The organism is Pacificibacter sp. AS14 (assembly GCF_038899935.1).
Classification (GTDB): domain Bacteria; phylum Pseudomonadota; class Alphaproteobacteria; order Rhodobacterales; family Rhodobacteraceae; genus Celeribacter.
This window is the reverse complement of the sequence record NZ_JBBMQI010000013.1, coordinates 28,105-41,228: the sequence shown is the minus strand read 5'-3', so window position 1 is coordinate 41,228 and position 13,124 is coordinate 28,105. Positions and strand designations below refer to the sequence as shown.

The window sequence follows — 13,124 nt, the reverse complement described above, 5'->3', positions numbered from 1 at the left end:
GGTGTCACGGCACAACGGCAGGATCACATCAGTGGATTTAAACGGCCACGCCGTTGATGGCCATCGCACTTTTGATTTGGGCGTATTGCGTGGCGATTTGATCGTCAGTAAGTGCGGCACCGTAAATCATTGCCGTGTACAAATCGGCCATCGCGTCATTTGCGGAAGTGTAGGAGGTGCCCAGCAAAATTGTGTTGGCAGACGGCCCGTCCATTTCTGTCGTGAGTGTCGTGGTTGCTGAAGTATCTGTTGTGAGGGAAAAGATTGTTTTTGTGAGGGTCGTGGCATCATAGCGGACCGCAAACGCATAAGGCGTATCAACGGCCAGAACACCTGTAGAAGTGAGTTTTGCCGCGCCACCATGCACAGAACCGAAACGTGCGGTCAGTGTCCCGTCTTCTGTGCCGTTGTCATCCAAGTACAGCCACGCACCAGCGTTGGTGCCGCCCTTATAATTCCCAATCACGAAAATGTCTTTTAGATCAACCGAGGGCTTCACGACGACAATATATGTGAAGCTGTCGCTTTCTTGCAGAATGCCCGTGTCGATGTAATCATCTTCATTTAAGGAGACAAATTCATCGGTCACCACAGGCGAGCCAACAACTTCAGATGTCGTGTCGATGTCACGCGCAAGGTTCCGGTCAAGATACGCCAAGAGGTTAAAAAAGTTCACGTATAACAGGTCATCTTGAACCACCGCCCCCCAGCTAGTAGCGACATCTTCATAGTTTGCCGACTGCGGCACGATGAGTTTTGCATTTGCCATTTCTAAGGCTCCTTACGCTAATTTGTAGAATTGAGAGAAGATCAATGACGCGAACATGCGTCCACCGTCGTCGTTGAGGTGTGCGCTATCTGCCCACACGCCAAGACCTGACGTGACGGAGTAGGGTCCAAACATGGACAGCATATCATACGCATCAACAAGGTCGTTTTCGGATGCGATCTCAAAGCACGCATCCGTATAATCGGACATTTCGTATGTGCCAGTGCGACTGCTTTCTGGAGCACCGACAAGAAGACAGCTGCAATTTTCATATGCGGACTGGTACGCGGCCACGATGCCGGAAACAGCAGTTTTATATGCGGTGGGCGATTTGTTAGAACTGACACAATTCGTGCCGAGAGAGACCATGATCGCCTGTGGCGCGATATCTGCAAGAACGAGCACGCACATACCATTGGCAATATACAGGTTGTAATCCGTCGAAATCGCACCCGCGTTACCAGCTTTCGAAAACTCGACGCCATCAATCCCCGTGGCGTACAAGCCGACCAAAGAAACCGTTCCGCTGTTCCCCGTTGTGTCGATATCGACTGTGTGCGCGGTCGCGATGTCTAGACCCGTGATTGATACTTTCGCCGCATCACCCGTCGAGCCACCAACAACGTCTACCCATGATCCACCATCGACAGAGTAACGGAATGTCCCGTCACCGTCTTCATAGTAGATGTTGATAGACGAGCCATAAATGCCAGACACACTTGCTGTTTCTGTTGTGCCTGTGGCCTCAAGCCAGCCGCCACAAGGGCCGTATGGACCCGCACTGTCATTCCGCTCGGATGTGATGTCGTGCTCTGTAAATCCAGAGAACGAAACAGAGATGTCGTTCAGTTCACCTGTCGTCTGAGACAAGCTGACGTAACCGGACGCGCCTTGGCCGTATAAGTCGTGAAGCATTTTAGCAAAGGGGTTTGAGATGGTGTCGCGCTCAGTCCAGCTATCCCCGACCATGACGAATTTAGCTACACCGCTTGCGCTTTCTAAAAGGATTGATAGCGCCGCACGCATTGCATATAGGCTGCGCCCATCGGTTGAAATCTCATGAGTGTCATCGACTGTTTCAGCAGTGGCAGCAGCAGTGGCAGCAGACGCGGCACCATTTAGCTTAATCTCAAAACCCCTTTGATCGCGCAAGTAGACACCGGAAACGTCCTCAACAGACATCACGTCATTGATGCCGATCAAGCCGAATTCAAACCCCCTTTGATCACGCAAGACAGGGCGGTCAATATCAGCGCTTGAAGTCACTTCAATGCCACCCGCTCGCAACATGTCAGGACCACACTCAAATAGGGTGCTGTATATTTTATATGGCGAAAACTGAACGCCCACAAAGCCCCTTGCGTCAAGAAATTCCATCATTCCGTCTGAGCGTTGACCAATATCAATTGTGGACTTGTCCGCTTTGTCAGCAATGTCTGTCTCGACGGCCGTAAGGTTTATCTCGACGGCAGCAAGGCCTGTTTCGACGTATTTATCAGCCTTCGATCCAAGCCCTGTGTCACCGATGCGTTCCCAAGCGCCCAAGGTTAAAGCGTAGCCTTTGTACCGACCAGCGTCTGACACGCTCTCAAGCGTTACAGGGTCAGTGTGCGCGCCCGTTGCGCTGTCGAGAATTTCAGCACCTTGGCCCACAATGGTCGGCGTTAAATCTGCAAGGCCGTCAGTCCATGCTGTCTCAACGATCTGATTTGTCGTTTGAGTATCTTCAACGGATGTCATGCGTGTCGTCAAACCATCAAGCGACACCACATTGACCGCAAGCTGATCAGCCACATCGCCGCTGTTGGCAAGCAGCTTTGCCAGATTTTCAAAAGAAATCAGAACCGTGCCCGTCTCTCCGTTTGCGATCAACTCGGTGATGGTGGAGGCTTCATCCAAGTTATCTGTCGTAACACCATTTGCCATGTTGTTTTCCTAAATGATTGTGATTGCGTAAGGCCCAGCGACAGGCCCGTTGAGACCGTCCGCGTTTTGCGGCTCGATCCAGATGTAGTGGGTGCCTTGATCGAGGCAGCCGGAGGTTTCCAAGTAGGCGGTGACGTCATCGAGCGTGCCGTCAAAGCTTGTGTCTGTGAGGAATTCCAGCGTGTCGTTGCCGGTCACAGCTTGGATGCGGTCGCTGTAAATGCCGTCCGCTGTGATGGCCGTGCCTGCGCGGTCTGAGCTGCCCGTGAGGCGCGGTGTTAGCGTGCCCGCCGTGATGGCAGATGCCGTAAATCCAAGGCGGTAGTATTTGCCCGACGTGGCCGCAAAACTTTGCGCAATCGCGCCTGTCGTGCCCGCCGTATGCGTGGCCACACCGTCTGTAATGGCCCAGCCCGCATCCAAATCCCACGCGGCGGCATCGGTCATTGCGCCGCCTGAAACGAGGTTTTCACGGGTGGTGTCGCCAAGCGTTGTGGAATAACTGGATTTAGGATCAACCGAAATTGCATCGCCAACCGCGTCGGTCTCGCGGTCCAGCGTGGCAGATGTTGAGCGGTAGATTTGCAAGGCCGTCGTTGCCGCGTCATCGCCGGTCGCGATCTGGATCAAAGCCCCGCCAAGCAGAGTTGTGACGGCGATGCTGTCTTCATCCAATGCGGCTGGAATATCCGCATCACCTTCACCCACGATGATTGAGACAGTGCTGGTAAACGGCCCTTCAATGCCTGTTAAACTGACACCGCGCGCTTGCATTTCCACTGTGTCGCCGGTGGCGTAGTCATCAATGGTGCCGCCGCCGTTGGCCACTGGGATCGTGGTCGTGATCCAAACGGTCTGGCCTGACAAGCGGTGGTCGATCTCAAAGGAAGCTGTCGGCACCGCGCCCGAACCGGCCTCAATAAGATAGGCAATTTGGTTTGCCGTGTCTGTGCCTGAAATCCCCGATGTGATCGACGAAAAGCGCGGCGCTGAGGGCTGCAACAGGTTGTCGTCAATCTCGGCCCCCACGCGGCTGGACCACGCGGGGATCTCGGTCGCGGCCAGCTCAATGTCGATCTCAGGGGCAGCGGCCACCATTTTGAAGATCGAGCAGTCATCCACGGTGCCCTCAACCGTGCGCACGATCTGGTGAAACGCGGTCGCGTCTGATTTGCCGAACTGCACAAGGCTGTCAGGTGAGGGCACTGGCCCCGTGCCCTCAAGGGTCAAAACGCAAGTCTCGCCCGCCACCGTCTTCACAATTCTGACAATGGATTGCCCGATCACATCGTCTGCCGTCTCAAACCAACGAAACCGCAGTGCATAGGTCTCAGTTGCTTCCATCACCACAAGATCGTCCAGCTCAATCAACGCGCCGAACACACGCTTGACCCGCGCGGGCTGTTGATCGCACGAGATTGAATAATGGCTGGTCATCACGTCATCGCCGCGCGTCGCAGTTCGAATCCGTCCGTCTTGCGTGACCTCAAATGTGTCGGGGCGATAGCTGGCTTCCAACTGGCGACGACGGCCTTCACGCCACACCTCACTTGCATAGACTTTGCCGGACATGGGCAGCTCTTCGGTGATCTCGATATCGCCCTCATAGTCGGGCCAGCGGATTTGGCGTTGGGTCTCTTTATAATCATTATCCGCATCCAAGAAGGTCACGACAGAGGCATGCGGCGGCTCGAAATAAGACCGCGTGGTTTTGAAGTTCCAAGCATTGCGCGGCGAGATTTCGTCAACGATCAGCGCCTCGTCAGCGGGCAAAGGCTGGTCAATCACAATGCCATATGTCAGGCCGTCGTGGCGCGGTGTGGCGCGTCCGGCGGCTGTGATCTCTGCCATAACATCGCGCAGGGTCGTGCTGGTCTCAGACAGGGCTTTGTTAAATGTCAGCCCGTTTAGGTCGCAGAACTCATGCCAGTCTTGTAAAAGGTCCAGATCAAGTTGGGCATCGGTGCGCGGTGTGGGCAGGGCTGTGTCTTGCAAAATATGGCGATACAAGCTTGCGGGATTTTCCGTGGCGCGGGAAATCCATGTGGCAGATGCGGCATCCCAATCGAGGCAAATGCGGCTCACAAGACAGTTGAAAGTGTCCAGCGCGCCTGACAATTGATGCGTCGCTTTGATGCGCAAAGCGACCAGCGCCAGAGGGCGTGAATAGTTCAGCGGATATTCGGGGCGCAGGGTTTGAAGGGCAGTCCAATTGGTGCGCTGTGTCAATTTTGAACTGGTGCTTTCATCTGTGAGCATGGTGCAACGCACCTGCCACCGCGCACGACTTGGAAACTGCCAAGAGTGTTGGCGGTAAAAGCTCTCAACCTTCTTGGCTGTAACTTGCAGATCGGTCACAAGTTGCCATTCGGTCGCCTCAACCAAGCGCTGTTCAATGCGCACCTTCACGCTGTGTGATCGCTTATCGCCATCATCATTGAACTTCACCAAACCAGAGGGCCAAGACAATATAACCGACGCGCCTGAAGCGTCTGCGCCCGTGGTGCGCACAATCGGGGTTTCAATGGCATCCTCGCCGTCGATCACGTCGCCTAAATCATCGCGCACAAGGGGCCGGGTCAGCTCAACGCCGATCTGTTCCTCAACCACTTGGCTGGGATACAGGCTGACCGGCAGATCGTCATCGATGCCGCTGCGCACTTCGATTTCCACCTCGTCGAATTCTGACAAGCTGGTCTCGCCGATGCGCATATCATCGACAGACACTTCACCTTCTCCAAGCACAAACAGCGTGCGGATGTATAGATCATCGCCCACGATTTCGGTGTAGGGCAGGGCCGCAAAGGGCGGGGCCACGCGCATTTTACCAAGTACGACCGGCACCGCGCCATTGGGCACCGCACGGTTTTTGAGACCTGAGATTGAATAGGTGTTTTGAATATCATCTTCTTGGGTTGGCGGGATCAGCGCGTTGATCAACAAATTGCCCAATAAGGTGACGCCAACAGTGACAAGGGCGGTGCCCACGGCGGTGGATGCCCCAACCATAGTCCCCACGGCTGCCCCCCATGCCGCGCCCAAGGCCGCCGCCCCAACGGCCACCACAATTGTCAAAATTGAACGCAGCGCGTCATCACCGGATGGCACAATGCGGATCACCACTTTCACACCCGTATTGGGGCGCACACGTTGCCAATACGCGCGCGGCACAATGTCGATGCTTCGAGGTGTCACGAGCGCCACGCGGACCTGCATTAATTCGCGTTCGGTGACGCCTTCCAGCGATAAGCGCACGATCTGATCGACCGTAAACCCATATGGCGCGTCTAGATGAACGCCCTCAACATCCCAGTTCCAATGCGGCGCTGCGACGACTGGTATATGATCATCGTTTTGGGTCATTTCGCGGCCCCTGTGATGATTTGCACAGGGCGCTGAAGTGTGGATTGAACCTGGTATTTATCGGCCATGTCACGATGTCGCCAATGGCCCTCAAAGCGGTGTTGCCAGCGCCCTTGGTCATAGCGCTCAAGCTTGCTTTGATCTGTGCCCACGACATGGACCATCAAGCCATGGCGCACGACAATCCCGACATGAGAGGAAAACTTGCCACGTCTGAACAGCGCGATGTCAAAGGCCATAGCAGGGCCATGAACTGGCAGCCAAAGCGGGGAGTGTTTTGCGCCATCCACAAGCGCAGAAATCTCTTCCAACTCATCCGGCGAGCCATAGCCCAAATAGGCAGGCAGAGAGATGTGCAGCTCTTCGCGATACACCACATCCAAAAGGCCCCAACAATCCACGCCCTCGCGGGTGCGGCCCAAGTCTGCTTGCGGAATGCCGATGTAATTGTTTGACCAGCTCATAAATGTAGTCCCGGAAATTTGGTGCGGGTCATGCGGCCCGCTGGATAAAATTCAAGTTCGATGTCTTGGCGCGACAAGGTCAGGCTGATTTCTGTGTCTGCGATCTCGGCAACGGTGAGACTGAGGTCCAATTCTTCCAGCTCAATGACGTCGGGCGCTGAGGCCAGAACGACGGCCATGTGGAAGGTGGCCAGATCAGTGAAGCTCAACAACAGCTCGGCATATTGAGCGTCCAGCACATCCAAAACGATCTGCGCCTCGCCTGCGTCGTCTTGGCTATCGGATGGCAAAATGGCAGAGGCGACCACCCACATGAACGGCTCAGCGGCGGGGTCAGCGTCGCGCCAAGTGGACCGCGTGCCGTAAATCAAAGGCTCAGTTGATAGGCGCTCTGTGTTGTCTGTGGACAACCGAATAGGCGCATCCAAACTGGGGTGGTTGATCTCGAACAAGATCACTTCGATCTCAGCAGAGGCGACCGCATCTTGGGCGGCGCGCGCGTTTAGCGATAAGCGTCTCATGGCATCACCTGCACGTTGAAATTTTTGCGAAACTTTACCTGACCGGAAATCGTCTCAACCGGCACTTGATCGCCAAAGGTGCAAAGCCACTTTGCCGCCATGAGCAGTGGGGCACCGTCACTGGTCAAAAGCGGACGCCCGTCTGAGGCAAGCATGGCCCAACCGTCTGTGGTCGGGTCTGGCATCCAGAAAAGATTAACGCCCTCGGCACAGTCTCGGTGATAAAAGGTATCGAAAATCGCCTTTTGATTGCGGTCCAAATCCACAGACAGGCCGACGTTTTTCGCCACAGAGGAGAACTTGCGCCGATAGCCCACAGGGCCTTGATCGGGCTGACGTTTGTGGCGCGCATCCTGCGGCGATAGCTGCCATGTGTTGCGCTCTGGTTTGGGAAGGGTATCTGGCCAAGTGAGGATCATCCGCGTCCAGTCCCCCGTTGGCGCAACCCATATTGGGACGCCATTTGACGTTTAGCGGCAGCACCTGACAGGCCCGTCGCGACGGTGTCGGAAATCACCAGCTTTTGTTGTTTTTGACCACGCGGGCCGGTGCTCTCCTCAACTTCCATATTGAGCGGCACAGAACTGTTGTTCATCGGCATGATGTTGATTTGGGGTGTCATAGAGGAGGCACTGCCACCGCCGATTGCGCCGCCATTGGCAAAGCCCGGCAAGTTGCCGCCAGAATTGAGCGCTTCCAAAAGGTGGCGGTGTTTGGCTGTGGCCTTGGCGTTCATCATAAACTCGCCGTTTGAGCCATACATGAGCACCTGATCGTCTCTGGGACCGCCTTTGCCATAGATCATCCCGCCGTCTGCTTTTGCTGGAATGGCGGTGGCGGTGGCGGTTGTCGCGGGGGCAAGGCTGGGGAAAATAGCGCCCAAAACAGTTCCAATAACGCCGCCACTTTGCTCTCCGCCAAACAATCCAGCCAACGGGCCTTCATTCAAGAGCGCTGCTTGATACACCATGTCAGCGATGCCGCTCGCCAGATTGGCAAAGGTCTGTTCCAGATCGCCGCCGCTTGAGCGCAAATCCTCAAAAAAGCTATAGGATGTGCTGCGCAACTCAGCCCATGTGTCCGCCTGTTGATCAATCGTCTCGGTGTCTTTGTTGCGTTGTGAAATCAAGTCGCCAATAGCTTGACGCTCGGCATCGGTGGCACCAATCATGGCTTCGCGATTGCGCAGCATTTCCTTTTGAACGGGGTTGCTCGTGTTCAGAATTGCGATCTCATCTTGCAGGCCAGCAATCAAATCAGAGACAGCTTTGCGCTGCTGTGCCGTGGCTTTGACGGCCGCGCCAGCACCGCCTGCGTTTTTGCGATTTGCGGCGTTTTGTGCGGCTTGCCATTGGCGCAATTGCTCGGTGTATCCTGCGGCCTCAACACGGGCGGCTACAAACTCGCGGCGTTCATCATTTACTTTGTCGACGACGCTTTGATCCGTACCGACAGGCAGTTGGGTTCCTGAATCGAATTCGGCCATCGCCAAGGCTTCAGCTCGGCCAATCGGATCTTCGCGAAACTCAAAATTGATGCGCGCACGGTCGGCGGCCCCCACGCCTTGGTTGGCCAGCGAGATCGCATTGTCGACGGCGCGGGCCAGTTCATTGGCGATCTTGCTGGCTTGGTTCGCCGCCAGTTCAAGTTGCGCCGATGTGTTGACGCCAGACAGGCCATTGGCGGCATCCCAAGACGCCATCAACTCGTCTTTTACGCTTTGACTGACGTCTCGCGTGTTGAGCGTTGCTGCATAGGCCAAGCGCTCTTGCATAGTGCGCAAAACCGTCGCTTCATGGCTGTCTGCGCCAAATTGGGCGATGATCTCTTGCAAGGACGCTTGATCGCGTAATGCGCTGGTTTGCGCCAATGCCCACGTATCATCTTTGAAGCCAACGGCATCGGGGCCTTGTGCTTGAACGCGGCGCAGATTTGCAAGCTGTTCCAGCAGTGCTTTCATCGTCGCGTCTTCGGATTCTGTGATCCCATTTGCAGCCTCGGCGGCGCGCCTGAACACTGAAAGAAGCTGCTCGAAGCCCTTTATTTGATCGGAGATCGACCCCTGTGCCGCCACATCCAATTCAGCATAGGCTTGAATGACGGGGCCGACCAGCTCACGGCCCAGTTCACGCCCCGTGCCATCAAGTTTTAGATCAAACTGATCGGCAATTTTGGCCTGCTGATGCCCTTGACGATATGTGCCATGGCCGCCTGTGATTGATGAGGCCACCTGTGCGGCATTGCGTTGGACTTGACGGCGCTCAATCTCTGCCAATTCCAGCAAATTTTGCCGTGCCTCGTCGGCCATCGCTCCATATTCGGCGCGCAGATCGGCAAGGGGCGATTGGGCTTTTTTAAGCAGGGCAATATAGCGCTCAACGCTGTCGCCCATATCGCTCAAGGCATCGTCCAGCGTCACCGCATCTGGCCCAGAGTCGCGCAGCCAATTGACCATGGCAGCGCCAGCCGCGATGCTGCCGATTGTCACAAGGCTGATCGGATTGAGCATGCCCATGATAGCGCCGCCCAAAGCCTTAAACGCACCTGCAGCCCCCATAGGGCCAACGACTTGCGAGATTTGCGTGCCTTGCTGCATCGCCAATTGCAGCGGGTTTTGGCCCGCCATCATCATGACCATGACGTCATTGCCTTGGGCCACAAGGTTGGCGGTTTGACCGGCGGCCACACGGTGGGATTGCCCCATGGCTTTCGCAGCCGCTGCACTTTGACGTTCGGCGGCCGTCAGTCCCTTAATGCGCGCCTCGGCTTGATCAGCACTTGATCCCAGCCCTTTGGTTTGGGTTGAGGTGGTCTGTGAGGCGCTGCCCATGCCTTTGACTGCACTGGTGGTTTTCTTGGCCGCATCGCCCACAGCCGTGACTTCGGCGCGCGCACCGTCGCCGTCAGCTTGCATAAGAATGGCGATGTTAAATGTCATGAGGTGCTTTCGTTCAATGCGGGCACAGCACCCGCTTCAATCACTAAAATGTCGTCCCAAAGGTCTGGGGTGACGTCGATGCCTGCCAATTCCAAACCTGCCTTGGCGCATGCGTAGTTCAGGCCAATGGTGAGCAGTCCCGCCATGCCGACGCCTGCCACGACCCATTGCGTTTGGATGCGCATAAAGGCGGTCAGAGCTGGTAGGTTTTCCGGCCAAACCCCGTCTTGATCATCCGCGTCATTGTCGTCATCGTCGTCGTCATCATCGCCCGCGTGGATCAATAGGGCGGGATCGATCTCCCAAAGTGCGGCGTCGGCATGCAGCGCGTCCTCACCGGCGTCTTGATCGAGCGTGCCTGTGGCCCAAGCCCGCCCGATCCATTTTAGTTTCCCAAACGGGCCTTGGTCACCGCCGCGAAATATGTGTTCACGAATTCAATGCGCACGGCGTAGACGCTGATCAATTGCTCCAAAAGCTCGGGCGTGTGGGGCATGGGTTTGTTGTCTTCTCCAAGAATATCTTCGGTGGACAACACCACGGCGCGCACAAAGTCCTTTGTTCCCTCTGGCGAGCGCAGATCAAATGCCTCGGCCTCATTGCTGGGCAGCATTTTGAAGCGCGCTTTGAACGTGTCCGTGCGAAACTCGTCGTCATCAATGGGTGTTTGAACTTTAACCGTATGCGTAAATGCGTGGTTTTGGCTGATCTTAAACATGGGTTTATCCTGTGATTTGAAGGCTATGTTTTGACGGATTAGGTGAGGGTCAGCGTCCATTGGTCATTGCCAGAGGTCGGCAAAGCCTGCGCGCGCAGCGGCCATTCGACCTTTCCATTCACGTCTTCCAAGCTTGAAGGGCGTTGGATTTCGAGGTTGGGAATTTCCAGCGTGGCGATCCGACCAGCGGTTGTGCCATGCACCAAAGTGAGGGGCAGATCATCATCAGAGAGGGCGGCGGCGTAAGGATCAAAGGTGGTGAGGGCGACGGCTTTGACGGTGAACTCGACCGCTTCTTCTTTGTCGGTGATGTCCACAGCCTCTTCGCCGATCAAAAAGCTGGTATCGACTGAATTGCCAGCGTTCAAAGACAGCTTGCGCAGGATCAAAGCGATGCCGTTCAGATCAAATGTGGTGTTGGCTTTTGTGACCACTTGCGGCTTTTTGAACGCGGTCAAAACAGGCGTGTCCATGGCGATCTCGGTTGGCTCGGTGAACAGGCCAGTAAACTCAAATTTAAGGTAGGGAACGCCGGAAGCCTCAACCATAAACGTGACGTTGCCAAGTGCGCCGTGGGTCACGTATTTGGTGCCGTCCAGACCGAAATACAGCGTGGCACTTTCATGGCCATCACTGACGGGATTATAGGTCACAGACGTGCCTGCGACGATGGTTTCGGCCATAGCGCAGGCGCGCAACAACGGCCCCCAAGCGGGGGCGGTGCCTGCAGTGCCAGATGGCGACAGCTCGACGTCAAATGTGATCTTTGCGTGCAACTCAGTCGCAACGGTGCCCTGAGATCCCATATATGGCTGCTCAAGATCGCGGTTCACGTCGTTGCCTTCCATCGGCATGAACTTGAAGTCTTTGGTGAGGATTGCGTTGGCCGCACCTGTTGGGTTTGGATCAACGCCGTAAGTGTCTTCCATTTTGAACAGGACGATCTTTTTGCGAAAAAGCTTAGTCATCTAGGCCTCCTCTTCGTGCGATGTTGCATCTGGTTTTGAGGCAGGTTTTGGCGCGACTTTGACGCCTGCGGTTGGTGTCAGCGCGCCTTTTTCCAGTGTGAAACTGCCACCGGTTTGGGGAAGCGGCTGGGGTGTGGTTTTGGCCTTTGATGTTTTGGCCTTCGATGTTTGGGTCATGATGTGATCCTCAATTGGTCGGAAATGGAAAATTCGAGCTGATACACCAGCGCGTCTGCCGACAGGTCCAGCACGCTGCCACGCTCAAGTTGAAACACGCCCAGCTCGTCATTCGGTGCCCAGCCTGCGAGGGCGGCAATGGTGCTCTCGATGAGCGCGTCAACGGCCCCAAGAGCGCTTTCGCCCGCTTGGTCGTTGGTGCGCACAGTCAAAATGACGGCGACGGCCTCAGATGTGGGTTGGGTAAAAACGCCTGTGGCGGTCTCAGGCTTGCCGCCGCGAATGCCGGTGGGCACCACATGGGCCGCAGGCGTTTGTTGGGGCAGGGCGTTTTGCTTCAGCAAGGTGGTGAAATCGGCCACGCCTTCAACGCTGCGCAGGTCTGTGACCTGTGTTTTGAGCCGCGCCATCACATCCGCAATCACGATACCCATCAGATAAAGCCCGTCATGTTTGCGGCGGTCATGGGGCGTTTGCGGTCTGTCAGACGCGCGCCAGAGCTTTGACCCGCTGCGGCGGGCGCGCCCTCGATCGACAATTTGATCGTGCCTCTTGCGATGCTCTCCAAGGACCGCAGCGCTTGCTTGTAGTCGTCGCCAATTTTTTCCGCAGGCGTGTAAATATGCAATTTGTAGATCGCGATGGTCGCGGCCAATTCGGCAATCAAAGGCGGCACATCTGTGATCGGCAAAGCGTATTTGCCCACGAGATGCCCGTCGATCACGGCCTGCGTGTCAGCAATGGCGCGATCAACGATATCGGTGTCCACCGCGTCCGTGCGTGGATCACTGCGATCCGTCAGATTTACAAGCATTTTACTGCCAAAGCGGTCTGTGAGCTGATCTAGGTCGGTATAAGACACGGGGCGGGGAACCTGTTTTAAAGAGTGTTAAACGGGGGCAGAAACGGGGGCAAATTAGGAGGCGGGCACAACCGTGACGGCGAGTTCTTGATCAGCTTCGAGCGCATCCAGTTCTCCATCCTTGAGGTCCGCCAATGCAATCCGCTGGGTTTGCCGAGTGAAATGTTTGCCAATGCGCCAGCGGCCTTTGGCTGGGCCGGTGACATCGACATAGCCACCTGATTTGGAGTGTTCCTGGTCTTCGTCGGCTGAGCCGATCACATCGCCTTTTGTTGCTTCGGCCTCTGCATTGGCCTTTTCTTGAGCGTCAATGCGGTTCTCTAGCGTCTCGTCCTTCCAGCCGTCGGTGAATTTGATGCCCAGCTCTGTGGCGCGGGTTTCGAGTGTTTTGCGATCTGTCATGATGGTCTCCTGTGGG

Annotated in this window: 14 protein-coding genes; all 14 read right to left on the bottom strand. The window is 55.8% G+C overall.

All coding sequences use genetic code 11. The features are described from left to right. Positions 1–37: 37 nt before the first annotated feature. Positions 38–769 (bottom strand): LamG-like jellyroll fold domain-containing protein, encoded by a 732-nt coding sequence (locus tag WNY38_RS12690; protein ID WP_342857715.1) that lies wholly within the window; start codon positions 767–769, stop codon positions 38–40. 12 nt (positions 770–781) lie between these two features. After that, positions 782–2,695, bottom strand: a complete 1,914-nt coding sequence (locus WNY38_RS12685) for an SGNH/GDSL hydrolase family protein (RefSeq protein WP_342857714.1) — start codon at positions 2,693–2,695, stop codon at positions 782–784. A gap of 9 nt (positions 2,696–2,704) precedes the next feature. Continuing rightward, on the bottom strand, positions 2,705–6,058 hold the full coding sequence (locus tag WNY38_RS12680) for a phage tail protein (protein ID WP_342857713.1): 3,354 nt from the start codon (positions 6,056–6,058) through the stop codon (positions 2,705–2,707). Beyond that, positions 6,055–6,522 carry an NlpC/P60 family protein gene (locus tag WNY38_RS12675; RefSeq protein WP_342857712.1) on the bottom strand — a complete coding sequence of 156 codons (468 nt, stop codon included), beginning with the start codon at positions 6,520–6,522 and terminating at the stop codon, positions 6,055–6,057. Before WNY38_RS12675 ends, WNY38_RS12680 begins: the two co-directional genes overlap by 4 nt. Continuing rightward, entirely contained in the window at positions 6,519–7,043 is a 525-nt protein-coding gene (locus WNY38_RS12670; RefSeq protein ID WP_342857711.1) for a hypothetical protein, read from the bottom strand. Before WNY38_RS12670 ends, WNY38_RS12675 begins: the two co-directional genes overlap by 4 nt. Next, complete coding sequence (locus WNY38_RS12665; protein WP_342857710.1) at positions 7,040–7,462, bottom strand: hypothetical protein; 423 nt, start codon at positions 7,460–7,462, stop codon at positions 7,040–7,042. The genes WNY38_RS12670 and WNY38_RS12665 overlap by 4 nt, the downstream gene beginning before the upstream one ends. Next, on the bottom strand, positions 7,459–9,981 hold the full coding sequence (locus WNY38_RS12660) for a phage tail length tape measure family protein (RefSeq protein WP_342857709.1): 2,523 nt from the start codon (positions 9,979–9,981) through the stop codon (positions 7,459–7,461). The genes WNY38_RS12665 and WNY38_RS12660 overlap by 4 nt, the downstream gene beginning before the upstream one ends. Further along, complete coding sequence (locus WNY38_RS12655; RefSeq protein ID WP_342857708.1) at positions 9,978–10,265, bottom strand: DUF1799 domain-containing protein; 288 nt, start codon at positions 10,263–10,265, stop codon at positions 9,978–9,980. The genes WNY38_RS12660 and WNY38_RS12655 overlap by 4 nt, the downstream gene beginning before the upstream one ends. 101 nt (positions 10,266–10,366) lie before the next feature. After that, positions 10,367–10,699: a hypothetical protein gene (locus WNY38_RS12650; RefSeq protein ID WP_342857707.1), complete on the bottom strand. Its 333-nt coding sequence runs from the start codon at positions 10,697–10,699 to the stop codon at positions 10,367–10,369. A 38-nt stretch (positions 10,700–10,737) separates the two neighbouring features. Further along, positions 10,738–11,667, bottom strand: coding sequence for a hypothetical protein (locus WNY38_RS12645; RefSeq protein WP_342857706.1), 930 nt, complete (start codon positions 11,665–11,667; stop codon positions 10,738–10,740). Beyond that, entirely contained in the window at positions 11,668–11,844 is a 177-nt protein-coding gene (locus WNY38_RS12640) for a hypothetical protein (RefSeq protein ID WP_342857705.1), read from the bottom strand. After that, positions 11,841–12,278 (bottom strand): hypothetical protein, encoded by a 438-nt coding sequence (locus tag WNY38_RS12635; RefSeq protein WP_342857704.1) that lies wholly within the window; start codon positions 12,276–12,278, stop codon positions 11,841–11,843. Before WNY38_RS12635 ends, WNY38_RS12640 begins: the two co-directional genes overlap by 4 nt. Continuing rightward, positions 12,278–12,706, bottom strand: coding sequence for a DUF1320 domain-containing protein (locus WNY38_RS12630; protein WP_342857703.1), 429 nt, complete (start codon positions 12,704–12,706; stop codon positions 12,278–12,280). The genes WNY38_RS12635 and WNY38_RS12630 overlap by 1 nt, the downstream gene beginning before the upstream one ends. A gap of 54 nt (positions 12,707–12,760) precedes the next feature. Continuing rightward, positions 12,761–13,108, bottom strand: a complete 348-nt coding sequence (locus tag WNY38_RS12625; RefSeq protein WP_342857702.1) for a hypothetical protein — start codon at positions 13,106–13,108, stop codon at positions 12,761–12,763. Between the last annotated feature and the right edge of the window lie 16 nt (positions 13,109–13,124).

Bases quoted from the DNA above. Each gene is read 5' to 3' on its own strand.
- WNY38_RS12690 (WP_342857715.1), bottom strand. From the start codon at position 769: ATGGCAAATGCAAAACTCATCGTGCCGCAGTCGGCAAACTATGAAGAT.
- WNY38_RS12685 (WP_342857714.1), bottom strand. From the start codon at position 2,695: ATGGCAAATGGTGTTACGACAGATAACTTGGATGAAGCCTCCACCATC.
- WNY38_RS12680 (WP_342857713.1), bottom strand. From the start codon at position 6,058: ATGACCCAAAACGATGATCATATACCAGTCGTCGCAGCGCCGCATTGG.
- WNY38_RS12675 (WP_342857712.1), bottom strand. From the start codon at position 6,522: ATGAGCTGGTCAAACAATTACATCGGCATTCCGCAAGCAGACTTGGGC.
- WNY38_RS12670 (WP_342857711.1), bottom strand. From the start codon at position 7,043: ATGAGACGCTTATCGCTAAACGCGCGCGCCGCCCAAGATGCGGTCGCC.
- WNY38_RS12665 (WP_342857710.1), bottom strand. From the start codon at position 7,462: ATGATCCTCACTTGGCCAGATACCCTTCCCAAACCAGAGCGCAACACA.
- WNY38_RS12660 (WP_342857709.1), bottom strand. From the start codon at position 9,981: ATGACATTTAACATCGCCATTCTTATGCAAGCTGACGGCGACGGTGCG.
- WNY38_RS12650 (WP_342857707.1), bottom strand. From the start codon at position 10,699: ATGTTTAAGATCAGCCAAAACCACGCATTTACGCATACGGTTAAAGTT.
- WNY38_RS12645 (WP_342857706.1), bottom strand. From the start codon at position 11,667: ATGACTAAGCTTTTTCGCAAAAAGATCGTCCTGTTCAAAATGGAAGAC.
- WNY38_RS12640 (WP_342857705.1), bottom strand. From the start codon at position 11,844: ATGACCCAAACATCGAAGGCCAAAACATCAAAGGCCAAAACCACACCC.
- WNY38_RS12635 (WP_342857704.1), bottom strand. From the start codon at position 12,278: ATGGGTATCGTGATTGCGGATGTGATGGCGCGGCTCAAAACACAGGTC.
- WNY38_RS12625 (WP_342857702.1), bottom strand. From the start codon at position 13,108: ATGACAGATCGCAAAACACTCGAAACCCGCGCCACAGAGCTGGGCATC.